The organism is Rhodoferax sp. RT4P68 (genome assembly GCF_056521305.1).
The window spans coordinates 175237-198889 of record NZ_JBWMBB010000015.1 but is presented as its reverse complement, the minus strand read 5'-3'; the positions used below and the strand labels follow the sequence as shown (position 1 = coordinate 198889).

Below are 23653 nucleotides of genomic sequence, written 5' to 3'. Positions count from 1 at the left end.
CTTGACTGCCGTCAGCTTGAATTCAATCCCATAACGGCCGACCATTCTTGGACCGGGCATTCCCATTGATCACTCCTTCGGTTAGGTTGGAGTGTCCACGAAAGTAAAACAAGGTTCCGCTCCGCTTGAGCGAGGGGTTAGGCGTCGCTTTCAGATGCCGAACTTTAGATCAAAAACACGAAACTCCTGCAGATAGGGCAAGGGGTTTAGCCACGCCCCGTCCACGTTGCTGGTGGCCATGGTGAGCAAGAGAAAAAAGGAAAGCAGGCTTCCTTTCTCCGACTGTGCAATGGCCCAGTGAATGTTTGGGAGATCCTTTCGGACCTCTTGCGGAATGAAGCCATACGGTGCGTTGTCGAAGTTTAGGAAACCCTTGCCAAGGACGAAGACTCCTTCAAGGGCGGGTCCAGCTATGGTTGAGCGCTCCGCCTCAGGAGGCATGCTCGGCTCCGAGATGCCCTGATCGCGATAGGCCTCCTTCACCCAAGTATGGACAGTCTCCATCTTTGCCGGTCCGTCATATGCGACCACGAACGAGAGAATGCTCGGCGGCATGTACCCAGCTGAGAAGCTGCGCACCTCGCTCTTGTGCAGTTGCTTCGCCGCTCGTGCAGCACGAACCGATTGCTCGATTCCCGGCTTATCGAGCGTGGACTTGACCTCGATAGTCGCCACAACGGACTCTGCAAGAAACGCGTTGATGCTGCCTCCGAAGTCCAGCTTTGGATAGTTGCGCTTGTAGATGACGATGTCGAACTGATTGCGCTGCACATTGGGCGGAGAGTTCGAGTCGATGATCTCTCCAGTTCCTATGGCAACTGTTGAGTTCAAGTGGCTCTCCAGGAACTCCCGAATGAAGGCCTCGCGAGGAGTGCCCTTATGAAGTGAATGCCCAGCATTTGCCGGGATCCTAGATATCGCGAGGAGGTGAGCCTCGACGGCGTTCATATGGCTGGTAAGCATGATGCGGGTGGTTTGCGACGCCTAACGTGTTATGGAGCTCGACGTAACGCTGCCTATCACAGAGCGTGCGCCCCAACACCGACAGGCATTTCGCACAACGGCCATTGAAATGGCTGAAATTTCCTTCAAGATCTCCATGTCCCAACCTCATTAAAAATCGTGCGCAAAGCGGCAGCCGTTACAAGTGACGCGTGGGCCGGTCCTACGCTTCCCGATGTCGCTCCTGACCGGCAGTAGAAATACGGCGCTGACATATGCAAATCATTCGGCTTTCGATACAGTGATCGCCGACTAGATTTCCCTCGTCCCACGGCACCCAGCCGAATAATTCGAACAACCCCAAAAGCCTTTCCCCGCCGCTTGCCCCTTCTTTGCAACTCGCCGCACCATGGGTTTGGCGCACCGCGGGCAGTTCGGTTCGGCGGCGATCTCGGGTGAACGGGACGGCGGGGTGGCCGGCACTGCCGCGCGCGGTCGTGCAGGTTCAGACAAATCTGCGTGGAGGGTGGCGGATCGCGGGCGTGCTCCCCGGTTGGCACGACCCTCGCTGAGCAGGCTCATCAGCGCGTCGCCATCCATCAGCTGGATATTCCGCCCGGCCGCGAACGCGCCAGCCTCATTTGTGAACCGCCCCGACGTCACGACGAACCCACCCGTCGCACCGTCGGCAGCCATCACCCCATACAGCTCGCGCACCGTGGCCACGCCCACCTTGAACGCCTTCCACTGCTTGCATTGCACGAAGAACTTTTCGCTGCTTTTGGTCAGCACCAAGTCCACGCCGCCATCCGCGCCGCCGCCGCCCGTCTCGCGCACGCCGTAGCCGCGGCGCTTGAAGCCTTCGCCGACCAGCATCTCGAATTCCTGCCAAGACATGCCTTGCAGCGCGTCTGCGCTGGTGGCTTGCGAGGCGTGGTCGAAGAGGGCGCGGCGCTTGCGCCGGCGCAGGAAGGACGCGAGCGCGCCCATGAGGCAGATGAAGGGGATCAGGTACTGGGCGCCGGTGGCAAATCCCTGCCACATCATCGTGGGCAGGGCCTCGCTGATCTGCCGGCCCGTCTGCACCACGGGCAGTGGCCGCGTCGCCAAGCCGTGCAGCAGCCAATAAGAGATGGCCGCCAAACCAACACCGGCCCACCAGGGCAGCAGCGCGACGAGGTCCATCAGATCGTCCGCGGTGCGCGATGTACGCCGTCTCCCCATGCCATGCCCTTTGCGGAATGCCGATTTCGATATTTTGTGAAACGATCTTACGGGCGATTCGTACGTTGGAGAGGACCAGTCGGCGCGGACTTCAGCAATCTGGTGGATGCGGGTCCCTGCCGATGTGTGGGTGTGGGGCGCGGAGGGCCATCACTGCCCTAAACCTGGCCAGCGGCAAACAATTTCATCGAACGAAACATGGCCGACACATTGTCGAGCCGCGCATGGATCGTCTGTTACATGTAGGCCATCGTCTTACGCGCTGTCAGCCATGGACTACGGCCATGTGAATTAAGTCACACTGGCCTGTTTCCCCCAGTGTCAGCATTCTTGACGCATGATATTGCAGGGCACTCCAGAAGTCATGCAAGCCGTTGATTCGCAACGAATCTGTAACATTGGCACTGTCTTTGCGTTACAGATTGATACCTAACTCTTGGAATTTCAGATGCAAAAGATTTTGTTCAGCGCAATTTTGGCAACCAGCAGCCTGCTGTCGGTGTCCGCCCACTCGGCCACGATCAGCTTCGGCTTCACTCCCGACGCGCTGTCGGGCAAGACCACGCCGTTCCTCGGCGCGCCCAATGTGTTCGTCGAAACGCTGGACCGTACCGACGGCAGCTGTGGCCTGACCCAGCCTGGCGCCACCATCAGCGGCGGCAGCTACGCCTTCCGCAAGGGTGGAATTAACAACGTCGCGGCGCCTCCGCTGGGCGACAGCACCTGCTACGCCTACGGCCCGGCAGCTGCCGGCCAGGGCATCGGCACTCTGCCGGATGTCTCCAGCATCCCGCTGCCCGCCGGCGTGACCTCCGCCCAGGTGCTGGCCTCCGTGACGATCGACTACGCCGGCCTGGTCAGCACGCTGACCGGTGGCGCTTACCTGAACTACTTCGGCCTGTACTACGGCTCGATCGATGCCTACAACATGATCGAGTTCTTCGACGAGACCGGCGCGACGGTCGACGTCGTGTACGGCCAGGACATCATCGACCTGTGCTCACCCGCCTGCGCGCCCGGCAGCCAGACCGCCGCCGGCACGAACCAGTACGTCAATTTGTTCCTGGACGGCAACGAGACTTTCCAGAGCCTGCGTCTGTCGACCTGGGGCATCGCGGTCGAAGTGGACAACCTGGCCGTCGGCGTGGGCGTGCGCGCCGTGCCGGAACCCGCATCGCTGGCCCTGGTGGGCCTGGGCCTGGTGGCCTTCGGTGCCACCCGTCGCCGCAAGCAGCGCAACTGAGCGACTGAGCGACTGACGATTCCTCCTGGCCCCCGTTCTGCGGGGTGCTCTTCAAGCCCCGCTCTGCGGGGCTTTTTTTTGGCCTCAGCGCGCGCTGGCGGTCTGCCGCTGCGCGGTGCGCGCCAGGTCCGGGTAGTTGGCAAACACGCCGTCCATGCCCCAGTTCAGGTGTTTGCGGATCTCGGCCTCGGCCGCCACCGAACGGGCTTGCGAAAAGGTGTAGCCGTGCACCGCCAGCCCGGCCGCATGGGCCATGGCGATGAAGCTCTGCGACATGCCTTCACCGCGGATGCTGACGCCCACACCTTGCGCGTATCGCGCAATGCGCTGCAGGTCCATCGCCAACAAGCGGTTGGCCGAGCCGCTGAGCAGCACCAGCTTGTAATTCAGCCCCAGGCCCACCTGGCGGCGTTGCAGGCTGCGGATCGTGTCGGCATCGAACGACTGGATGAACACCTTGTCCGCGCCCACATAGCCGCTGGCCGAGAGCACCGTCAGGATCTGGTGCGCCATGCGCGGACCGGGTTGCTTGGCCTCCGGGTACAGGCCGATGGCGCGGGCGCCCTGGGCTTCGAGCCGGCGCAGCAGCGCGATGATTTCCTCCAGCGTCGGCACGCGCAGAGGGTGTGCGCTGGCGGGTTTGAAGCCCGGATGCTCGAGCCGCGCCGTGCCCAGGGGCCGCATCGCGAGCGTTCGGATCTCTTCGAGAGAAAAGTCGGCCACGCGGTAGCCGCCATTGCGTGGAGCGAAGCGTGTGGCCGCGTCGGTGGTGCGCTCCAGCGTGGCGTCGTGCATGGCCACCAGTTGGCCGTCGCGCGTCATTTGCAGATCTGGCTCGATGAAGTCGGCGCCCATGCGCACGGCCAGTTCGTAGGCGGCCAGCGTGTGCTCGGGCAGGTAACCCGATGCGCCGCGGTGGGCGATGACGATGGCCGGTGCGCCGCCCAGCGTCGGCGGGGCGGCGTGGGCCGGCAGCGCGGGCAGTGAACAGAGGGCGATGGCGGCCGCGAGCGCGGTCAGGTGTGTACGGCGCGGCGAGTTCGAGTGCATGGCCGCACTGTAGCCGGCGCGCAGCCGCCTACTTGCCGCCCCAGTGCACAAAGCGCCGCTCGGCCAGCAGGAACACCAGGTTCATCACGTAGCCCAAGAGGCCGGCGGCGAAGATCGAGGCGTACATGTCCGGCATGTCGAAGATGGTCTGCGCGTTCATGATGCGCTGGCCCAGGCCATCGGTAGAGCCGATGAACATCTCGGCCACGATCACGATGACCAGCGCGATCGACACGCCCGAGCGCATGCCCACGAACACCTGGGGCATCGATTCGAGCAGCGTCACATCCGTCAGCACGCGCCAGCTGGGCGCGCCCATGACCTTGGCCGCCAGCTGGCGCTGCTTGCGCGCGCTCATCACGCCATAGGCCACGTTGAACAGAATGGCCAGCGCCGCGCCGAAGGCGGCCACGGCGATCTTGGTCTGCTCCCCCACGCCGAACAGCACCAGGAACAACGGGAACATGGCCGACGCCGGTGTCGAGCGGAAGAAGTCGATCGCGAACTCGATGCCTTCGTAGATCTGCTCGTTGCTGCCCAGCAGCACGCCCAGCGGCACCGAGATGGCGGTGGCAATCGCGAACGACAGCACCGTGCGCACGATGGTCTTCTCGAAGTCGCCCCACAGCGTGCCCTGGAACAGCCCGTTCCAGAACGCCTGCATGGTCTCCATCGGCGAGGGCAGCAGCACCGGGTCGACCGCCTTGGTCGCATGCGCGAACGCCCACAGGCCCACCAGCGCCGCAACGCCCCACAGCGGGCGCAGCCTGGCCAGCACGTCGTTCAAAGTCATTTGCGCACCTCGCGTTGGAAGATCGCCAGTGCCTCGGTCTTCACCTCGATGAAGCGCGGCGTGAGGGTGGTGTCGGCCGTGCGCGGTCGCGGCGCGTCGAACAGCAGGTTGTCGGCCACCTGGGTGGGCCGCTTGGTCAGCAGCAGCACGTGGTCGGCCAGCAGCACGGCTTCGTCCAGGTCGTGCGAGACCAGCATGGTCGTGACCTTGCGCTCGACCAGCACCTTCTGCAGCCGGTCGCGCAGGAACATGACCATCTCGTAGTCCAGCGCCGAGAAGGGCTCGTCCAGGAACAGCACCTCCGGGTCGACCACCAGCGCCCGCATGATGGAGACGAGCTGTTGCTGCCCGCCCGACATCTGGTAGGGGTAGCGGTGCAGATCCAGCTTGACGTCGAAGGCCTGCATCAGCCGGTCCAGCCGCTCGGCCTGCTCGCCCTTGGAGATGTCCAGGTACTGCAGCGGGTAGCGGATGTTGTCGATGGCGCGCATCCACGGAAACACCGCCTCGCGGTAGTTCTGGAACACGTAGCCGATGCGCGTCTCGCGCGCCTCCTTGCCCTCGAACAGGATCTGCCCGCCGTCATACGGCAGGATGCCCGCGATCATGTTGATCAGCGTGCTCTTGCCGCAGCCGTTCGGGCCGAACACCGAGGTGATCTTGCCGTGCGGAATGTCCAGGTCGAAGTTCTCGTAGACGGCCGCACCCGCGAAGCGCTTGGTCAGCCCGCGGATCGTGATGTGCGTGCCGGGCGGGAACCAGCGGCCTGCGGTGGCGGCCGGCTCGGGCTTGGCTGCCATGGGCGTGATGGAGGGCATGGCACGCATCACAGCGCCTTGACCAGCACCTTGCCGTCGACCTTGTCCTTGACCACACCGAGCTGCTGGCCGATGTCCAGGAATTTCTGGAAGTCGTCTGCGTCGGCCGGTTTCATGTCACTGGCCAGCACGATGCGCGGCAGCGGCACGGAGGCGGCCAGCTCGGGCGGCACCTTCATGCCGGCGATGAGATAGCCGCGCGTGCTGCTGTCGGTCTGCGCAGCCTTCACGCCGCGCGCCCACACGGCGGCAAAGCGCTTGGCCACGTCGGGCCGCTCGGCGATGAACTTGTCCGACAGCACGGCGCCAGCCGCGAACGCCGAGGCCTCTTTGCGGCCCAGCAGGTGCGTGGCGATGACGCCGGCCTCGACACGGCGGCCGATCTTCTGCGCCACCATGACGGTGGCCGCCGGCTCCAGCGTGTAGCCGCCGTCGAAGTTGCCCGACTGCAGCGCACCCAGGTGCACGCCGATCTGCTGCTCCTGGATCGTGAAGTCGCGGCCTTCGACCAGGCCGACCTTCTTCAGCACCGCGCGCGCCGCGCCGATGTTGGCGGGGCCGGGCGCCGAGAACAGCTTGAAGCCGTTCTTGAAGTCGGCCAGCGACTTGGCCGGGCTGGCGGTCTTGACGACGAATTGCTCGATCACGTACTGGCTGTTCTGCCCGTTCAGCGAGATGTACTTGAGTGTGCCCGGCCGGCGCGATTCCATGTTCGCGCCTTCCAGCGTCACGAGGTTGGCCGCGCCCTCGATGCCGCCAGAGATCAGCGCCTGCACCGTCAGCGGGTGGCTGGTCATGGGGATCTCCTCGACCTCCAGATTCGCCTCCTTGAACCAGCCGCGGTTTTGGGCGATGTAGAAGGGCAGGGCGGCGCTTGACGGGAAAACGCCGAACTTGAGCTTGTCGGCAGCCTGTGCAGCCACGGGCAACGCGATGGTGGATACGACAAGGGCCAACGCGGCGGCGCGGCGCAGAAAGTCAGAGCGTTGCATGCTTGGTTTCTCCGGGGAGGGTGGGGTAATGGTGGAAATCGAAAAAGCTCTGCCCGGCGTGGTAGATGCGCTCTGCGGACATGTCGGGTGGGGCGCCGGCCTCGACCGCGCCCTCGAAGGTCAGTTCCAGCTGCACGCCGCTCGGGTCGTAGACGAACAGCTGCCACAGCGTGGTGCCGGGCACGAGGAACTCGCGCCAGTCCAGCCCGGCATCGCGAAAGCGCTGCACATACGCGTGGTAGCCGCTGCACGACAGCGACACATGGTCGATGGCGCCTGTCCCGTGCGGCACCGTGGCCGCGCCGCCGAGCGCCGGGCCACCGGCGTAGACGTGGACGATGGCCTGGCCACCCGGTTGCCCGCAGGCCAGCCAGGCGCCGGGGTAGCCGAAATCGGGGCGCGGCACTTCGCGCAGGCCGATCACGTCCACCCAGAAAGCACGCGTGCGCGCCAGGTTGGCGGTCTTGATGGCCAGGTGGAACAGGCCGTGGGTCAGGGCTTGGGTCATGGCTTGGGTGATGGCTGGGGTCATGGGGCCAGCGGCACGTCGCGGAACAGCGTGGACAGGTCCGCCAGGAACGGCGCTTCGGTCTTCCAGCGCGTGCCGGCCACCGGGTCGGCGCCGGCCAGCATGGTGTCGGTGGCCTGCACCGACAGCGCCATCACGAAGCGGATGCGCTCTTGCCGTGCAGCCTCGATGGCTTGCAGCCAGCCGCGCGCCTGCAGCCGACCGGCCGCGACTTCGTCGGCGATCAGCATGGCGGCGGTGCACGCATCCTCCATCGCCTGCGTCGCGCCCTGGCCCAGCGTGGGCGCCATGCCGTGGGCGCTGTCGCCCAGGTAGAGCACATCGGCGTGCGCTTCGGCAAACAGCACGTCCGATTCCTGCATGCGGGCCCAGTGCGCCTCCGCCAGGTTGGCGCACAGCGCGTCCAGCAGCCAGGCCATCTGCGCGCTGGGCTGGCCGTTCGCCGGCATGTAGGTCGCGCGCATGCCGGCCTCGGTTTTCCACTCGTCCAGCAGTTGCGCGCCGGGCTCGACCGGGTAGGTCGCGGCGATGTAGACATGGCCGGGCGGCACGCGAAAGGCCAGCAGCCGGTGCGCGCCGTTGAACCACTGGCCGTAGTCGTCGATCAGGCCGGCACTGGTGTCGGGCACCAGCGTGCGCAGGATGGCCACGCCGATGTGGCGCGGCGCGGGCAGGCCCGAGAACGCGGCGCGCGTGGCAGAGTAGCGGCCGTCCGCGCCGATCAAGAGGTCGATGCCGTCCAGTGTGACGGCGTGGCCGTCCTGCACATAGCGCACGCAGGTCTTGCCAGGCGCCACGTCGCTGGCGCCGATGTGCGCGACTTCGCAGCCGTAGCGGATGGCATCCCCCCCGCCTTCTCGCAGTACGCGGTACAGCTCGGACCAGCGGATGCGGATCCCGGGGTTGTCGGCCACCTGCGACAGCGGCAGGTCCATCAGCACCGTGCCGTCGGCCAGCGCCACACGCCAGTGCTGCCAGGGCAGGCTGGCGGCCTCGACGCTGGCGGCCAGTGCTGGGTCGCAGCGGCGCAGCGCCTTGATGGCGTTGGGGCCGACATTCAGGCCGGTGCCCGATTCGGAATGGTCGTTGGGGCCGACGCGCTCCAGGCAGTGCACGTCCATGCCGGGCAGCAGGGCCAGGCGGCGCGCCAGAATGGCCCCGGCCACGCCGGCGCCGATGATCACGATCTTCATGCGGGGAGACTCTCGTTGCAGGCAGGTTGCGGCAGCGCCGGCCAGCGCCACGGCTGGTCCTGGTGTTGCAGGAAGGATTGGCCGAGCGCGCATAGCCGTGCATCGCTGCCACGCGGGCCGATCAGTTGCAGGCCAATGGGCAACGGCTCGGCGCTACCTGCCGGCAAGGCCAAAGCGGGCAGGCCCGCACCGTTGGCAAAGGCCGTGAACACGGCGTGGCCGCGCGCGTCCACGGCGTGGCCGTCGATGGTGCGCGGGTGGCTTTGCTCGGCGGGCCAGGGCATGGCCGCGCAGGCCGGCGTCAGGATGAAGTCGTGGCGGGCGAACACGTGGTCCATGGCATCCACCAGCGCGCGCTGCAGGGCCTGGGTCTCGAACAGGTCGGTCGCGCGCCAGGCCCGGCCGGCCAGCAGCAGGCTGGCCATGGCCGGGGTCAGCTGCGATGTGCGGTCGCGCATCGGCTCCAGCACGGCGGCCAGGCCGGTGCTGCTGAGGACGGGCCACGCACGCCGGTGGAAGGCCTCCACCTCGGCCGGCGCTTCGGTGACCTCGACGTGGTGGCCCAGTGCGCGCAGCCCTGCGGCGGCGGCGTCGATGCGCTGCGCGATGCCGGCATCGACCGGGCTCGCGCCGATGCGGCGCCAGTGGGCGATGCGCAGCGGGCGCGGGGCGGGGAGGGTGTCGAAGGCACGCGGCATGTGTGGCGCGATCACACGCAGGATGCGTACCACGTCGTCCAGGCTGCGGCCGATCGGGCCGATCACCTCCAGCCCTGGCAGCATCTCGGGCAAGCCGTCCTGGCGCGGCACCACGCCCCAGCCGGGCTTGAAGCCGACGAGGCCGGTGTAGGCGCAGGGCCGGCGGATCGAGCCGCCGCCATCGGTTGCAAGCGCGAGCGGGCCGATGCCGGCCGCGACGGCAGCGACCGCGCCGCCACTGGAGCCGCCGGGTGTCAAAGCCAGGTCCCAGGGGTTGCGCGTGGGGCCGAACAAGGCGTTGTCGGTGAAGCCTTGCAGCGTGAACTCGGGCACGTTGGTCTTGCCGAACAGCACGGCGCCGGCCGCGCGCAGCCGCGCCACGGGCGACTCGTCGCGCGCGGGGTGGTGGTCGGCAAACAGCCGGCTGCCCCAGCGGCAGGGCAGGCCGTGCTGGGGAATGTTGTCCTTGACGCTGATCGGAACGCCATCCAGCGCAGACCAGGGCGCGCCGCGCCGCCAGCGTTCGGCACTGTCGCGGGCAGCGGCCATGGCGCCTTCGTCATCGCGGGCGATCACGGCGTTGAGGGCCGGATTGGCCGCGTCCATGCGCGCCAGCACGCTGGCCAGCGCCGCGACCGGCGACAGGCTGCCCTGCGCATACGCGGCAACCAGCGCGCCGGCTTGCAGTTGCCAAGGTGGGGTGGACTCAGTCATGCGGTGTATTGCGTCGGTGGCGTCGGAGAGCGGCGAAGCCGGCGGCGGTGTGTCGTCATCCAGCGATCACCGCCACGAGGCCACCGCCATCGGGGCCTTGGTGCTCGGCACCGCCAGACACGAAGATGCGGCTATCCCCCAGCACACCGGCCACCAAAGCGCCGACGGCCCCGCGGATGTGGCGCTGGGCGTTGATGTCGGTGTCGTCCAGCATCGTGTGGCGCGCGCCGCGCACGGTCCCGCGCCGGTCGGGCTCGCATTTGACGAACACGGCGGCAATGCGGGCCGCGTCGTCGACCGACAGTTGGGGGTTGGCGCACAGGCCGACCGCAAGCAACGCCGCGCCGACAGCCCCGATGTCCAGCGCGTCGTGCATCGGCGCACTGCCCATGCGCAGCGGCCCCTGCCAGCGTCGGCTGTGGCCCAGCACGATGACCTCGTTGCATTCGACTTCCACACCGCAGGACACGCTGGCGCGGGATGAGAAACGGTCGAAGTCGCGCAGCAGGGCTGATTCCAATGCCGGGTCGTCCGGCAGTTCGCCCAGCGCGATGGCTGCGCCGAATGCACCGGCTGCACGGGCGTAGGCCATGGAACGGTTGGCGTCGGCCGTCAGGACGGTATGGCCGGCTGCCGCCGCAGCCTGCGCGCGCGCCGAGGTCACGCAGGGGCACTTGAGTTGCACGAACACCACGTCCTCGGCACGCTCGATGCCGGCGTCACGCATGGCGGTGCGCACGGCACCGGCAACGGCCGCCACGTGCGACCAGCGGCCGATCTCGTGCGCCGGAGTCGACCCGCTCATGGCCGTGCCGATGGCCAGCGCGGCCTCGCCCGTGGTGGGCGCCGCGCCCTCGGGCCGCCCGCTGCGTGCGAACACCACGTAGTGCGGGCTCAGCACGCCCTCGGTGCCGCCGGACAGCACGCAGGGCAGCTCGCGCACCAGCGCCTGCGCCGGCCGCCCCAGCCGTGCAGACAGCAGGCCCATCAGCGACTGCGTGAAGTAGCCGCGCGTGAAGTCGTTGACGCCGCCGTTGCCTTCGGTCTTGCCGATGACGGCGACGATCTCGTGGGCCTGCAGTTCGCCAGCGTCCAGCAGCGTCGCCAGTGCCGACAGGTCGCCCGGGTGGGCCATGGGCAGGCGCTGAACCCGCAACTGTGGGCGGCTGTCGATGGGAGAGAAAGTGGTGGTGTTCATGGTGCTGCAGTGCAACAGAGACTGCAGTATGGACACCGGATGTGCAATCGACTAGCGCCTAGTTTCGACTGGACCGAGAGCAAAATGTGTGCGGTTGCACGGTGTGTCCGTGGCCTGTGGCCATCCGGGCGCGGTTGCCTGGGTGTGCGTGGCTTGCCCAAGTGATCCCATTTTCTCGGTCACAGGCTGTCGTGATTGTTTACACCTTCGCGTTACATGCACAAAACTTTATCCATAACCAATTGAATACACGTACATCTTGTAACGTGGCACATGTGTTGCATACGATTGATGGTTTCAACTATTGAGGTGACCTCATGCACATCCGAGTCAAATCCCTGGCCATCGCTGCGTTCAGCCTGGCTTCCTTCGCCAGTGCCGCCGCTCTCATTCCGGGGGGCGCTTCGGGCACGCTCGATCCGAGCAACCCCTGCAACACTGCCAACTGGCAAATCACCGGCGCAATTCCAAGCGCGTCCTACTCGGGTAGCGTGCCAACACTTGCGGCGCCCATCACGGCGACCAGTTGCGCGGGTGTGTTCACCGGGAACGAGGGTCCTGCACTGAACCCCTCGCCCAATCTGGGCTACCTGAACGATGGCCTGCTGAACGGTCAGTTCGGCTTGCTCAGCCCCACGCAGTTCATCGGTTCGAGCCAGCTGCTGGACTTGAAGAATCCGGGCGCATTCGTCGATCCTGGCTGGATCATGCTGGGCCAACTTGATGGCAATGCGGGCGAGCTCGCCTATTCCAGCGTGACGCCGGCTGGGGCCGCTTCCTTCTCGCTCGCCAACGTGCTGACGTACAAGCAGACGCAGACATCCAACGTGGGCGGCGCCTGGCAACTGACGATCGATCCGAACATCGTGAGCATCCTCGCCGGCTACGATTTGCTGTCACGCAGCAGCTTCGACCACCTGGCGTTCTCGGTCAAATCGAGCACTGGCTGGGCCGTGTACGACTTCGACTTCACGCAGATTGGCAATGGGTTCGATCTGCGCATCCCGTACACGATCACGGGCTCCTGGACCATGGATTCCGACTTCGAGAACGGCCGGGGCAAAGACCAGGACATCTCACACATGAGCGTGTGGGCGCGTGATCCGATCACGACCAACGAGGTGCCTGAGCCTGCCAGTCTCATTCTGGTAGGGCTCGGCCTGATCGGAATGGCCGCTGCCGGACGCCGTCGCGCATAACGCGCTGACTACCTGCAAAGGGCCCGCTTCGGCGGGCCCTTTGCGTTGGGTCGGCCCATCGACGCATTCACTGCGGCAGCAAACCCATCCGCCCCACCAACACCTCCAGAAACGACAACCCCGCGATCGGCAGCATCCGCCCCTCGCGCGTCGCCAGCACCAGCTTGCTCTGCGAGAACGCCGGGTCGCTCAGGGGAATCGACCGCAGTTCCCCCAGCCGCGCCTCGCGCAGCGTGCCAATCTGGAACTGGAAGCTGATGGCGCCTGTCTGGCGTGTGAACTCCTTCAGCGTCTGCACCGTGCTGGCCTCCAGCGCCACCTTCAGCGTCATGCGCGTGCGCGCCATCACGGCGTCCAGCAGGCGCCGGCTGCCGAACGAGCGGTCGCCCAGCGCCACGGTGTAGTCCTGGCAATCGGCCAGACGCAGAGTCTCTCGGTCGGCCAGCGGGTGATCCGGCCGCAGCATCGCGCACAGTGGCTGGGGCAGGGCGGTGACCACGCGCAGGCTCTCCAGGGGCTGCGGGTCGTGCACCAGCACCATGTCGACGTCGTCGGCCAGCAGTGCCTGCACCAGTTGCGTCGTGACGCCGGCGGTGACCTGAAACTGCACGCCAGGATGCGTCTGCTGGTAGTGCGCGATGGTGGCCGGCATCAGGTCGGCCGCCACGGATTCGGCGCAGCCGATGCTGACGGTGCCGCGCACCAGGCCGCGTAGTTGCTCGATCTGCGATTCGGCCGCGCGCAGGTCGGCCAAGGTGCGGCGCACGGCCGTCAGCAAGACCTCGCCGGCAGCCGTCAGGCGCACACCGCGTGGCAGCCGCTCGAAGAGCGGCGTGCCGATTTCGGACTCGATCTCCAGGATCTTGCGGTTCAGCGCGGTGGAGGCAACATGCAGCTTGTCGGCCGCCTTGCGGATGGAACCTGCGCGCGCCACGGCGTCCAGGTAGACGAAGTGGCGTGGCGCGTGCAGCATGGGCCGGATTCTTCCACGGCCTGACTGGCGCCCCGGCTGGGGCGCGGTGCGATCTCAGGCCAGCGCGGTGTGGCCGGTGGCCGGCAGCGTGGGCTTGCTGCGGCGGCGGCGCGTGATGGCGGCGACACCGGCCACGCCGATCAGCGCCAGCAGTGCGCTCGATGGCTCAGGCACCGTGGCGAGGAAGTCTTCGCGCGCGGCCAGGGCCAGGTCGGGGTAGTTGGAGAACACGCCGTCAATGCCCCACTGGTAGAAGTCCATGTACTGGGGGAAGGCCGTTGCTTCGTCGGCCCGGTTGAAGGTGTAGCCGTGGACCATCAGCCCGGCGGTGTGGGCGGCGGTGATGAAGGCTTCGTTCACGCCGGCGATCGACGCGCCGACGCCGTCGGCGTACAGGCTGATGTTGTCCAGGCCCAGGGTGCGCAGCGCGTTGGCCGAGCCCAGCACCACGAGCGAGAAGTCCAGGCCCAAGGCGGTCTGCTTGTCATGGAGGTTCTGGATCGTGCCGGCATTGAACGACTGGATGAAGACCTTGTTCGACGAGTCGTAGCCATTGGCGATCAATGCCCCGAGGATCTTGTCTTCGATCTCGGCGCCCGGGGTCTTGGCCTCGGGGTAGATGCCGATCTCACGGCCGGTCTCCAGGCTCAGCCGCTGGGCCAGCGTGATGACTTCCTGGAACGTGGGAATGCGGAAGGGCTCGGCCGATGACGGGGTGAAGCCGGGGTAGCTCAGCGCGGCGGTGCTGACCAGTTTCATCTCCAGCGTCTTCAGCTCGGCCAGCGTGAAGTCGGCCACGCGGTAGCCGTTGTTGCGCATGGCGAACTTGCTGGCCACATCGGTGGTGCGCGTGAGCGTGAGGTCGTGCACGGCGACGAGCTGGCCGTCCCTGGTCAGCTGCAGGTCGGGCTCGATGTAGTCGACGCCCATCTTGACAGCCAGCTCGTAGCCGCCGAGCGTGTGTTCGGGCAGGTAGCCGGATGCGCCACGGTGCGCAATGACGAGCGGGGCCTGGCCCTGCAGTGTGGCGATGGGCGCGGCGAAAGCAACGCCGGCAGGCAGGGTCGCAGCCACAGCGAAGGCGAGGCTGGTGAGCCGGCGCGAGAAAGCAAAAGGCATGTTGTTGCGGTCGTGGTTGACGGACGGGTGGCACCCTGCGGGGTGCAGGGCGGCTTCACCTCTTGCAGCGTACGCACGTTGCGTGACGCTGGCATGAATCGGCAGCCGCCATGCAATGCGGCGCCGAAGCGCCGCAGGGGATCACAGCTCAGAACAAGCGCTTGTGGTCAGCTGTCGCAGCGCCCGTTCGATGCGCGCGCCAGCGTGGCGCCCTTGAGCAGCGTGAACACGCTGTCGCCGCCCACCAGCTCCAACTGCGGCCCTTGCACGCGCAGCTGCATCGCGCGCCTGGCACCCGGCAGCGAATGCAGGTCGTTGCCGTCGATGCGGCCCTCGTACTCGCGCACACGCCCTGCGCGCGTCATGGTCGCGGTGAAGGTCTGGAACTGCTGCTCCACATTGAACTGCGTGCCGCCGAGCAGGCCGGTGCCGCACCACAGGCCGTGCACGTTGGCCGGCACCTTCCAAAGATGCACCTTGCTCGACTTTTCCAGCCCTACCTTTTTGTCGGGCACGGGCACGACGGAGGTGGCGTCGGGCTTCCAGTCGCCCATGTCCCAATCGTGCGAGACGATGCGCGTGCCGGGCTCGAGCTTGAGCAGGGCGGGGCGCAGCGCCAGGTTCACCTCCGGCAACAGATACATGGTGACCACGCTGGCCGGCGTCAGGTCGGTCTTGAAGATGTCCTGCTCGCGGAACTGCGCACGTTCGGCGACGCCGGCCTTGCGCGCGTTGTCCTGGCTCTGGCGCACCAGGTCGGGCACGATCTCCACCCCCAGGCCGCTGGCGCCGAAGCGCTGCGCGGCCAGGATGACGATGCGGCCGTCGCCCGAACCCAGGTCGATCACGTGGTCACCCTTGGCGACCTGGGCCAGCCGCAGCATCTCCAGCGTGACGTTGTCCGGCGTGGTGATGAAGGGCACCTCTTCCATCGCCTGGGCAGGCGAGGCGAGAGCGCTGACCAAGCCGGCCAGCAGCAGGCCGCGGTGCAGCGCGCGACGCATGGTCACGCCGTGAACCCCTTGTAGAGCATGTAGGCGGCCAGCAGGTACAGCACACTTGCGAACACGCGCTTGAGCGTGGCCACCGGCAGCGTGTGCGCAGCCTTGGCGCCCAGCGGCGCGGTGAAGACGCTGGCCAGCGCCACCACGCCAAGTGCCGGCAGCCAGACATAGCCCATCGAGCCGGCGGGCAGCCCCGTCACGCCTTGCCCGGCGAACACATAGCCCACCACGTTGGCCAGCGCAATCGGAAAGCCGAGCGCCGCGCTGGTGGCCACTGCGTTGTGCATGGGCACGTTGCACCAGGCCATGAACGGCACGCTGATGAAGCCACCACCCGCGCCGACCAGGCCCGACAAGAAACCGATGGCACCGCCGGCACCCAGGCGACCCGCCGTCCCCGGCATCTGGCGCGAAGGCGCGGGCTTTTTGTTGCGGAACATCTGCGTCGCCGAGAAGCCCACGAACAGCCCGAAGAAGATGGCCAGGTACGCGCCCTTCAGCAGCGCGAACACGCCCAGGCTGGCGATGAGGCTGCCCGCGACGATGCCCGGCGCCAGCGTCTTGACGATGTCCCAACGCACCGCGCCGCGCTTGTGGTGCGCGCGCACGCTGGCGATCGAGGTGAACATGATGGTGGCCATCGAGGTGGCGATCGCCATCTTGACCGCCAGGTCCGCACCCACGCCCTGCTTGGACAGAAAGAACGTGAGGAACGGCACCATCAGCATGCCGCCGCCGATGCCGAGCAACCCTGCCAGAAAACCACTTCCCAGTCCCAGCAGGACGAGCTCGATCAGCAACAGTGAAGACATGCGGGAGACAAGGGAAAAGAAGAGAGAAAAGGTGTCTGCAAGTGCCACCGGACCGGCATCCTGAACCGGGGTTCAGGTGGGCTAGGTCAGCCTGGAGTTGGGATCATCTGACGCGAGACGTTCACGCTCCCCAGAAGATGTTCCATGCCCGGGCTCATATGAGCATTGGTTCAAGGAAATATAAAGCCCGGCAAGCACCGCAGACGATTTCATTCTAGGCCCAATGCGCCCGCGGGCGGGCGCAAAGAACGTACGACTTGCGGTGTTGTACCGTCGTCCTACAGCAGCCGGCCGTCGTCGCCCAGCGCTGCGTCCAGCTGCGTCAGCAAACTGGCCAGACGGGCCTCGATCGGCTGGTCGTGCGCGGTCGCTGCAGCGTCGGCCACGGCAGCGTTCTCGCTCTGCTCGAAGGCCAGATTCAACGCGGCCAGCACGGCGATGCGATCGCGTGCCTTGATGCGGCCGGCGTCGCGGATGGCACACATGGCAGCGTCCACGCGCGTGACGGCGTCGAGCATGCGCGCCTCGCCGCCCTCGGGGCAGCCGAGCAGATAACTCTGGCCGAGGATCTGCACTTCCAGTTGCTTCATGTGCGGGGCACTGCCCGGTCCGGGGGCGCGCATCACGTCACGTCCCGGTGCGGCGCATGGGCCGGTGCCGGCGGGCTGAGCGGGCTGCCCTCGGGCAGGCGTTCGAGCAGCGCGTCGATGCGGGCACGGGCGGCCGCCAGACGCGACTTCAATGAATCGCGCTCGTGGACCAGCAGGTTCACCTGGTCGGTCAGCAAGGCGTTGGTGCGCTGCAGCTCGCGGTAGCGCACCAGCAGCCGCTCCGTGCGCTCGGCGATGAGCTCGATTTGGGTGACGTGTGGCATGGCGGCCGCATTGTAGGGTTGGACACCGGTGGATCACTCGTAGAATCCGCGCCGTTGGTGCCTGCGGCGTGGTTCACACGCCGCGGTTCAACGGGAAGCAGGGGGGCACCTTCGCAAGAAGGCACCTAACCTGCGCTGCCCCCGCAACGGTAAGCGGCCGAAGTCCTCGCGACTTCATCTTCAACACACACGCCACTGGAAGCCCCGGCTTCTGGGAAGGCATTGAAGATCACGCCGTCAGCCCGGATACCGGCCAACGAGGTGGTCCGCCGCGCGCATGCTGCGCCGGTGCGGCCTTGCATGCCCATACGCTGGCGGGGAGGCCGGCTCGGGTCATTTTTGGACTGGCTCCTTTGCCCATGACTACTTGGAATTCCCCCGTGCGCCTCGCCGCGCTGCCCCTGGCCGTGTCCGTTTGCTGGCCGCTGGCCGCTTCGGCGCAATCTGCGCCATCGCGCGCCGCGCTGACAGAGACCGTCGTCGCCGCCACGCGCAGCGCGCAGCCGCTGTCCGATCTGGTGGCCGATGTCTCCATCGTCGACCGCGCCACCATCGAGCGCAGCGGCGCCGCCGGTGTGGCCGATGTGCTGGCCCGCCTGCCCGGCATCCAGATCGGGCGCAGTGGCGGCCCGGGCTCGGCCACCAGCGTTTACGTGCGCGGCGCCGAAACGCGCTACACCGCCGTCTACCTGGACGGCGTGCGGCTCGATTCGCAGGCCACCGGCGGCGTGCAGTGGGAGCAGATCCCGCTGTCGCAGATCGACCGCATCGAGGTGCTGCGCGGGCCGGCCGCTGCGGTGTATGGATCGGACGCCATCGGCGGCGTGATCCAGCTGTTCACGAAGAAGGGCGAGGCCGGCAAGCCAGCGCTGTACGCCAGTGTGGGCGGCGGCAGCCACCGCAGCTGGCAGCTCGACGCCGGCGCCAGCGGGCGGGCCGGCGTGGACAACGCCATCGACTACGCGCTGGGCATCAGCAAACAACGCAGCGAAGGCTATGACGCGCAGCCGCTGCGCCTGCGCCGCCCCGCCGACGGCGTGCGCAACCCCGACAAGGACGGCTACGAGCGCCTCAGTGGCAACGCCCGCGTGGGCTTGCAGATCAACGCCGCGCACCGGCTCGACGCGGCGCTGCTGGCGAGCCAACTCGAATCCGGCTACGACGATTTTTCGTACAGCCCTGCCAGTCCGAGCAATGACCTCAGCCACCACCGCCTGCGCACCGCTGGCCTGACCTGGGCCGCCCAATGGACCGATGCCTACAGTACGCGCGTGCAGGTCACCGACTCGTACTCGCGCTACGCCACGATGCCGTCGATCTACCGTACCGAGACCGACCTGCGCGACTACCTGTGGCGAAACGAACTGCGCCTGGGCGCGCACCTGCTGAGCGCCACACTGGAGCGGCGCGAAGACGCGCTGGTCAACGGCGCCATCGACCGCACGCGCACCCAGAACGCGCTGGCCCTGGGCTACGGCCTGACCGCCGGCGCGCACAGCGTGCAGCTGCACCTGCGTCGCGACGACGACAGCGAATTCGGCGGCCACACCACCGGCAGCGCGGCGTATGGATTCGCCATCACGCCGCAGTTGCGCGCGACCGTGTCGGCCGGCACCTCGTTCCGCGCGCCCACGCTGTACCAGCGCTTCAGCGAATACGGCGTCGGCAGCCTGGAGCCCGAGGAAGGCCGCAACATCGAGGCCGGCCTGCGCTGGACGCAGGGCGCCACCAGCCTGGGCGTGGTGGCCTACCGCAACCGCGTCACCAACATGATCAACTTCGGCGGGCCGGGTGCGTGCCTGTCCGCCTTCGGCTGTTATGTGAACGTGGGCCGCGCGCAATACGAGGGCGTCACGCTGTCGGCCAACCATACGATCGCCAACGTGCAGCTGCGCGCCTCGCTGGATCTGCAGAACCCGACCGACCGCGACACGGGCCGCCTGCTGGCGCGCCGTGCCAAGCGCTACGCCACGGTGGGTGCCGACACGCAACTGGCCGGCTGGACGCTGGGCGCAGAAGTGCAGGCCACCGCCATGCGCTATGACAACGCGGCCAACACCAACGTGCTGGGCGGCTACGCGCTGGTCAACCTCTACACGAGCACGCAGATTGCCCGCGACTTCACGCTGACGGCGCGCGTCGACAACCTGGCCGACAAGGAGTACGAGACCGCGCGCACGTTCGCTACCTCCGGCCGCACGCTGTGGGTCGGCCTGAAATGGGCCATGCGTTGAGGCCGCGCTGCCCGGCCGCGCTGGCAGCGTGGCCCGACGCTCTGGCCAGCGTGCGCGCGGTGCGCCCGCGCTGATGGCCATGGCCGAACTGATCCTGGGTGGGCAAAAGAGCGGCAAATCGCGCCGCGCCGAAACCATGGCGTGCCACTGGCTGGCCGGTGCGGCCGGCCGCGACGCCGTGCTGGTCGCCACGGCCAGCGCGCACGATGCCGAGATGCAAGAGCGCATCGACCGCCACCGGGGAGACCGTGCCGTGCGCGCGCCGGGCCTGGCCACGGTGGAAGTGCCGCTCCTGCTGGCCGAAGCCATCGCCACGCTGGCCACGCCGCGCACGCTGCTGGTGGTCGATTGCCTGACGATGTGGCTCACCAACCGACTGATGCCCGTGGACGGCCTGGCCTGCTCGGCAGGTGAACTGGACGTCGCCTTACACGCGCTGGAAGACGCCGTGCGCCGCGCGCCGGGCCCGCTGGTGCTGGTGGGCAACGAGATCGGTCTGGGCGTGGTGCCGATGGGCCGCGAGGTGCGCGCCTTCGTCGATGCGCTGGGGCTGCTGAACCAGCGCATGGCGGCCTGCTGCACGCGCGTGACGCTGATGGCCGCCGGCCTGCCGCTGGTGTTGAAGGATGTGACCGCATGAGGACCATCCGCCATCTGTTGCTCGCGCTGATGTGGTGCATCGGCACCCTGGCCATTGCCGCCCCGTATGACATCGTCGATGAGACCGGCACCCGCGTGCGCTTCGACACGCCGCCACTGCGCGTGGTCTCGCTGCTGCCGTCGTTGACCGAGACCGTCTGCGCGCTCGGCGCCTGCGAGCGGCTGGTCGGCGTCGATCGCTTTTCGAACTGGCCGCTCGCGGTGCGCAACCTGCCGCAACTGGGCGGGGGCGTCGATCCGAACGTCGAGGCCGTCGTGCGCACCCGGCCCGACCTGGTGCTGGTCTCGCACACCGGCCGCGTCGGTGAGCGCCTGCGCAGCCTGGGCCTGAAGGTGGTGGTGCTGGAACCGAAGAACCACGCCGACGTGCGCCGCGTGCTGGGCACCGTCGGCCAGGTGCTGGGCCTGCCCGATGGCGCAGCCGCAGACGCCGTCTGGCGCCGCATCGAAGCCGGCCTGGCCGCCGCCGCGGCCACCTTGCCCGAGCGCGCCCGGTCGGCCCGCGTCTACATCGAAGTTAGCCGCGGCCCGTATGCCGCCAGCGAGGCCTCGTTCATCGGCGAGACGCTGGCGCGCCTGGGTGTGGCCAACGTGGTGCCGGCGGCGCTGGGGCCGTTCCCCAAGCTGAACCCCGAGTACGTGGTGCGCGCCGACCCGGACCTCATCATGCTGGCCAACCGCACCATGCAGGCCGAGGTCGACTACCCCGGCTGGCGGTCCATGCGCGCCGTACGCGAGCAGCGCATCTGCCTGTTCTCGATCGACGACGCCGAGATCGTGGTGCGCCCCGGCCCGCGCATGGACCAGGCCGCGCGTGTGATGGCCGATTGCATCCGGGCCAAGGCGCCATGAGCGCACCTGACGAGGCGCCCCGGGCAGCGGCAACCCATAGCAGCGCGCATGGCGCAGGTCGCCGACTGGCGCGCGCATTGCGTGCCGCCGAACGTTTGGAGGCGGCCCCATGAACCAACGCCGTGCCACCTGGCTGGCCGTGGCGCTGGCGCTGCTGTCGGCCGGCCTCGCACTGCTGGGCGCCAGCGTGGGCAGCACCGGTTTCGAATGGCCGTGGCAGTTGCAGGGCGACCCCATGGGCTGGCAGATCGTGCGCGACATCCGCCTGCCGCGCACGCTGGGCACCTGGCTGGCCGGCGCGCTGCTGGGCCTGGCGGGCGCCGTGGCGCAGGGCCTGTTCCGCAACCCGCTGGCCGATCCATATCTGCTGGGCAGTGGCTCCGGCGCGCTGCTGGGCGTGGCCGCCAGCATGGCGGCGGTGGGCGGATCGCCGTTCGCCATGTCGTGGCTGGCGCGCACGGGGCTGGCCGGCGCCGCGTTCGTCGGCGCGGTGATGGGGGTGCTGCTGACGCTGGCGCTGGCCCAGGGCGTGCAGCACACGCTGCGCCTGCTGCTGGCCGGCGTCATCGTCGGCGTGGTGCTGAGCGCGTTCACCTCGCTGTTCATGCTGCTGTCGCCGGACATCCTGCAGGCGCTGCAGGCCTTCATGCTGGGCAGCACCAGCACCGTGGGCTGGTCGGCCTGCGCGTTGATGGCCGTGCCGCTGGCGTTGACTGCGCTGGTGGCCTGGGGCCTGTCGCCCACGCTGGACGCCCTGGCGCTGGGCGAGGCCACTGCCACCAGCCTGGGCATCCCACTGCCCGTGATGCGCATGGCGCTGGTCGCGGTGCTGGGCCTGGCCACCGGTGCGGCGGTGGCGCAGACCGGGCTGGTCGCCTTCGTCGGCCTGGCTGCGCCGCACCTGGCACGCTCGCTGGTCAAGGTCACGCATGGCCGGCTGATCCTGCTGGCGGCCGGCGTGGGGGGCGTGCTGCTGTTGGCAGCGGACATCCTGGCCCGCTGGCTGATCGCGCCGCAGGAGCTGCCGGTGGGCGTGCTGACGGCCGTGCTTGGCGGCAGCTACCTGCTGTGGCTGATGCGCCAGCGCACACGCGTGGCCGGGGGCACGGGCCTGTGACGACCGTGCTGGAAGCCCGCAACCTGCACGCCGCGCAAGGTGGCACCCCGGTGCTGCATGGCGTGGACCTGCGCTTCGCCGCCGGCAGCTGGACCGCCGTCGTCGGCCCCAACGGCGCGGGCAAGTCCACGCTGCTCAAGGCGCTGGCCGGCCTGCTGCCCAGCACCGGCCAGCTGCTGCTGAACGGGCGGCCGCTGGCCGACCACACCGGCCGCGCGCGCGGCCGCCTGATCGCCTGGCTCGGCCAGAACGAGGTCGCAGCCGATGATCTCTCGGTGTATGACGTCGTCATGCTGGGCCGGTTGCCGCACCGCCCCTGGCTGGCCGCGCCCGGTGCCTCTGACCGCGCCGCCGTCGACGATGCACTGCGCGCCACCCATGCGCTGGCCTGGGCTGCGCGGCCGCTGGGCCAACTCTCGGGCGGCGAGCGCCAGCGCGTGCTGCTGGCGCGTGCGCTGGCGCAGCAGACGCCCGTGTTGCTGATGGACGAGCCACTGGCCAACCTGGACCCGCCGCACCAGGCCGACTGGCTGGCCACGGCGCGTGCGCTGGCCGGCGCCGGCCGCACCGTCGTCAGCGTGCTGCACGAGCTGCCGGCCGCGCTGCAGGCCGATGCGCTGGTGATTCTTGCGGGCGGTCGCGTCGTGCACCAGGGCGCCAGTGCCGACCCTGGCACCCACCGCGCGCTGGAGGCCGTGTTCGACCAGCGCGTCGCGGTGCACCGCGTCGCCGGCCAATGGATCACCGTGCCGAAATGAATCGCCCCCCAGGCTGCGCGCTGTCGTGCGCAGCGCCGTGGTCCACCGCAACAGGAAGCCTCACGATGCAGATCGAAACCCCGCCCACCGCCAAACCCTATGACAAGCCCGAGGGCGAGCGTCGCGGCCTCATCATCGTCAACACCGGCGACGGCAAGGGCAAGAGCACGGCTGCGTTCGGCCTGGCGCTGCGCGCGCACGGCCGCGGCAAGGCGGTCAAGATCTACCAGTTCATGAAGGTGCCGAGTGCGCGCTTCGGCGAGCACCGCATGTTCGAGCAGCTGGGCATCCCGATCGAGGGCCTGGGCGACGGCTTCAGCTGGAAGAGCCAGGACCTGGAACACTCGGCCCAGCTCGCGCGCGATGGCTGGCAGAAGGCGAGGACGGCCATCCTGTCGGGTCACTATTTCATGGTGACGCTGGACGAGATCACCTACCCGCTGGTCTACGGCTGGCTGCCGCTGGCCGACGTGTTGGACACGCTGCGGGCGCGTCCTCGGGACGTGCATGTGGTGCTGACCGGGCGCCGTTGCCCGCCCGAGATCATCGAGCTGGCCGACACCGTGACCGAGATGACGCTGGTGAAGCATGCGTTCAAGGCCGGCATTCCCGCGCAGCGCGGCATCGAAGATTGACGCTGGCCCCTGACCCTATCAT

The 23653-nt window shown here is 67.9% G+C and carries 24 protein-coding genes and 1 riboswitch; of the genes, 8 read left to right on the top strand and 16 right to left on the bottom strand.

The annotated features are described in order from the left end of the window. Positions 1–150: 150 nt before the first annotated feature. Positions 151–963, bottom strand: coding sequence for a DUF6602 domain-containing protein (locus tag AC099J_RS26930; RefSeq protein WP_479618372.1), 813 nt, complete (start codon positions 961–963; stop codon positions 151–153). A 291-nt stretch (positions 964–1254) separates the two neighbouring features. Continuing rightward, the gene (locus AC099J_RS26925; RefSeq protein WP_479618371.1) at positions 1255–2166 is read right to left on the bottom strand and encodes a restriction endonuclease; all 912 of its coding nucleotides are present in this window, start codon (positions 2164–2166) and stop codon (positions 1255–1257) included. 448 nt (positions 2167–2614) lie between these two features. On the opposite strand from AC099J_RS26925, the gene AC099J_RS26920 reads away from it, so the two are divergent. Next, a complete protein-coding gene (locus AC099J_RS26920; protein ID WP_479618370.1) occupies positions 2615–3409 on the top strand; it encodes a PEP-CTERM sorting domain-containing protein in 795 nt (264 codons plus the stop codon). Between the two features lie 84 nt (positions 3410–3493). On the opposite strand, the gene AC099J_RS26915 is transcribed toward AC099J_RS26920, so the two are convergent. From AC099J_RS26915 to atzD, 8 genes are read right to left on the bottom strand one after another with little or no spacing between them, the layout of a single operon-like run. Then, a complete protein-coding gene (locus AC099J_RS26915; protein ID WP_479618369.1) occupies positions 3494–4459 on the bottom strand; it encodes a glycerophosphodiester phosphodiesterase family protein in 966 nt (321 codons plus the stop codon). A gap of 28 nt (positions 4460–4487) precedes the next feature. Continuing rightward, positions 4488–5252 (bottom strand): ABC transporter permease, encoded by a 765-nt coding sequence (locus tag AC099J_RS26910; protein WP_479618368.1) that lies wholly within the window; start codon positions 5250–5252, stop codon positions 4488–4490. Continuing rightward, positions 5249–6079, bottom strand: coding sequence for an ABC transporter ATP-binding protein (locus AC099J_RS26905; protein WP_479618367.1), 831 nt, complete (start codon positions 6077–6079; stop codon positions 5249–5251). The genes AC099J_RS26910 and AC099J_RS26905 overlap by 4 nt, the downstream gene beginning before the upstream one ends. Continuing rightward, on the bottom strand, positions 6079–7062 hold the full coding sequence (locus AC099J_RS26900; RefSeq protein WP_479618366.1) for an ABC transporter substrate-binding protein: 984 nt from the start codon (positions 7060–7062) through the stop codon (positions 6079–6081). Before AC099J_RS26900 ends, AC099J_RS26905 begins: the two co-directional genes overlap by 1 nt. Then, positions 7049–7570: a VOC family protein gene (locus AC099J_RS26895; protein ID WP_479618365.1), complete on the bottom strand. Its 522-nt coding sequence runs from the start codon at positions 7568–7570 to the stop codon at positions 7049–7051. The genes AC099J_RS26900 and AC099J_RS26895 overlap by 14 nt, the downstream gene beginning before the upstream one ends. Positions 7571–7590: 20 nt before the next feature. Further along, a complete protein-coding gene (locus AC099J_RS26890; RefSeq protein WP_479618364.1) occupies positions 7591–8784 on the bottom strand; it encodes an FAD-dependent oxidoreductase in 1194 nt (397 codons plus the stop codon). Continuing rightward, the gene (locus tag AC099J_RS26885; protein WP_479618363.1) at positions 8781–10196 is read right to left on the bottom strand and encodes an amidase; all 1416 of its coding nucleotides are present in this window, start codon (positions 10194–10196) and stop codon (positions 8781–8783) included. The genes AC099J_RS26890 and AC099J_RS26885 overlap by 4 nt, the downstream gene beginning before the upstream one ends. Before the next feature lie 55 nt (positions 10197–10251). Next, positions 10252–11394: a cyanuric acid amidohydrolase gene (gene atzD, locus AC099J_RS26880; RefSeq protein WP_479618362.1), complete on the bottom strand. Its 1143-nt coding sequence runs from the start codon at positions 11392–11394 to the stop codon at positions 10252–10254. A 317-nt stretch (positions 11395–11711) separates the two neighbouring features. Here atzD and AC099J_RS26875 point away from each other — a divergent pair, with 317 nt between their 5' ends. Next, a complete protein-coding gene (locus tag AC099J_RS26875; RefSeq protein WP_479618361.1) occupies positions 11712–12593 on the top strand; it encodes a PEP-CTERM sorting domain-containing protein in 882 nt (293 codons plus the stop codon). Between the two features lie 67 nt (positions 12594–12660). On the opposite strand, the gene AC099J_RS26870 is transcribed toward AC099J_RS26875, so the two are convergent. From AC099J_RS26870 to AC099J_RS26845, 6 genes are all read right to left on the bottom strand, one after another. Beyond that, entirely contained in the window at positions 12661–13566 is a 906-nt protein-coding gene (locus AC099J_RS26870) for a LysR family transcriptional regulator (RefSeq protein WP_479618360.1), read from the bottom strand. Positions 13567–13620: 54 nt separating this feature from the next. Further along, on the bottom strand, positions 13621–14685 hold the full coding sequence (locus tag AC099J_RS26865; protein ID WP_479618359.1) for a glycerophosphodiester phosphodiesterase family protein: 1065 nt from the start codon (positions 14683–14685) through the stop codon (positions 13621–13623). Positions 14686–14852: 167 nt separating this feature from the next. After that, a complete protein-coding gene (locus tag AC099J_RS26860) occupies positions 14853–15689 on the bottom strand; it encodes an SAM-dependent methyltransferase (RefSeq protein ID WP_479618380.1) in 837 nt (278 codons plus the stop codon). Positions 15690–15691: 2 nt separating this feature from the next. Next, positions 15692–16501: a sulfite exporter TauE/SafE family protein gene (locus AC099J_RS26855; protein ID WP_479618358.1), complete on the bottom strand. Its 810-nt coding sequence runs from the start codon at positions 16499–16501 to the stop codon at positions 15692–15694. A gap of 278 nt (positions 16502–16779) precedes the next feature. Next, positions 16780–17091, bottom strand: coding sequence for a cell division protein ZapA (locus AC099J_RS26850; RefSeq protein ID WP_479618357.1), 312 nt, complete (start codon positions 17089–17091; stop codon positions 16780–16782). 32 nt (positions 17092–17123) lie between these two features. Further along, positions 17124–17375: a cell division protein ZapB gene (locus AC099J_RS26845; RefSeq protein ID WP_479618356.1), complete on the bottom strand. Its 252-nt coding sequence runs from the start codon at positions 17373–17375 to the stop codon at positions 17124–17126. A 38-nt stretch (positions 17376–17413) separates the two neighbouring features. Beyond that, a riboswitch (cobalamin riboswitch) is annotated at positions 17414–17647 on the top strand. Positions 17648–17734: 87 nt separating this feature from the next. Here AC099J_RS26845 and AC099J_RS26840 point away from each other — a divergent pair. The 6 genes from AC099J_RS26840 to cobO all read left to right on the top strand — a co-directional run bounded on the left by AC099J_RS26840 (position 17735) and on the right by cobO (position 23631). Next, complete coding sequence (locus tag AC099J_RS26840; protein ID WP_479618355.1) at positions 17735–19609, top strand: TonB-dependent receptor domain-containing protein; 1875 nt, start codon at positions 17735–17737, stop codon at positions 19607–19609. A gap of 73 nt (positions 19610–19682) precedes the next feature. After that, entirely contained in the window at positions 19683–20249 is a 567-nt protein-coding gene (locus tag AC099J_RS26835) for a bifunctional adenosylcobinamide kinase/adenosylcobinamide-phosphate guanylyltransferase (protein WP_479618379.1), read from the top strand. Then, entirely contained in the window at positions 20246–21121 is an 876-nt protein-coding gene (locus AC099J_RS26830) for an ABC transporter substrate-binding protein (protein WP_479618354.1), read from the top strand. The genes AC099J_RS26835 and AC099J_RS26830 overlap by 4 nt, the downstream gene beginning before the upstream one ends. Before the next feature lie 109 nt (positions 21122–21230). Further along, complete coding sequence (locus AC099J_RS26825) at positions 21231–22238, top strand: FecCD family ABC transporter permease (protein WP_479618353.1); 1008 nt, start codon at positions 21231–21233, stop codon at positions 22236–22238. Continuing rightward, positions 22235–22996, top strand: a complete 762-nt coding sequence (locus tag AC099J_RS26820; protein ID WP_479618352.1) for an ABC transporter ATP-binding protein — start codon at positions 22235–22237, stop codon at positions 22994–22996. Before AC099J_RS26825 ends, AC099J_RS26820 begins: the two co-directional genes overlap by 4 nt. A gap of 65 nt (positions 22997–23061) precedes the next feature. Further along, positions 23062–23631: a cob(I)yrinic acid a,c-diamide adenosyltransferase gene (cobO, locus tag AC099J_RS26815; RefSeq protein WP_479618351.1), complete on the top strand. Its 570-nt coding sequence runs from the start codon at positions 23062–23064 to the stop codon at positions 23629–23631. The last annotated feature ends 22 nt before the right edge of the window (positions 23632–23653 follow it).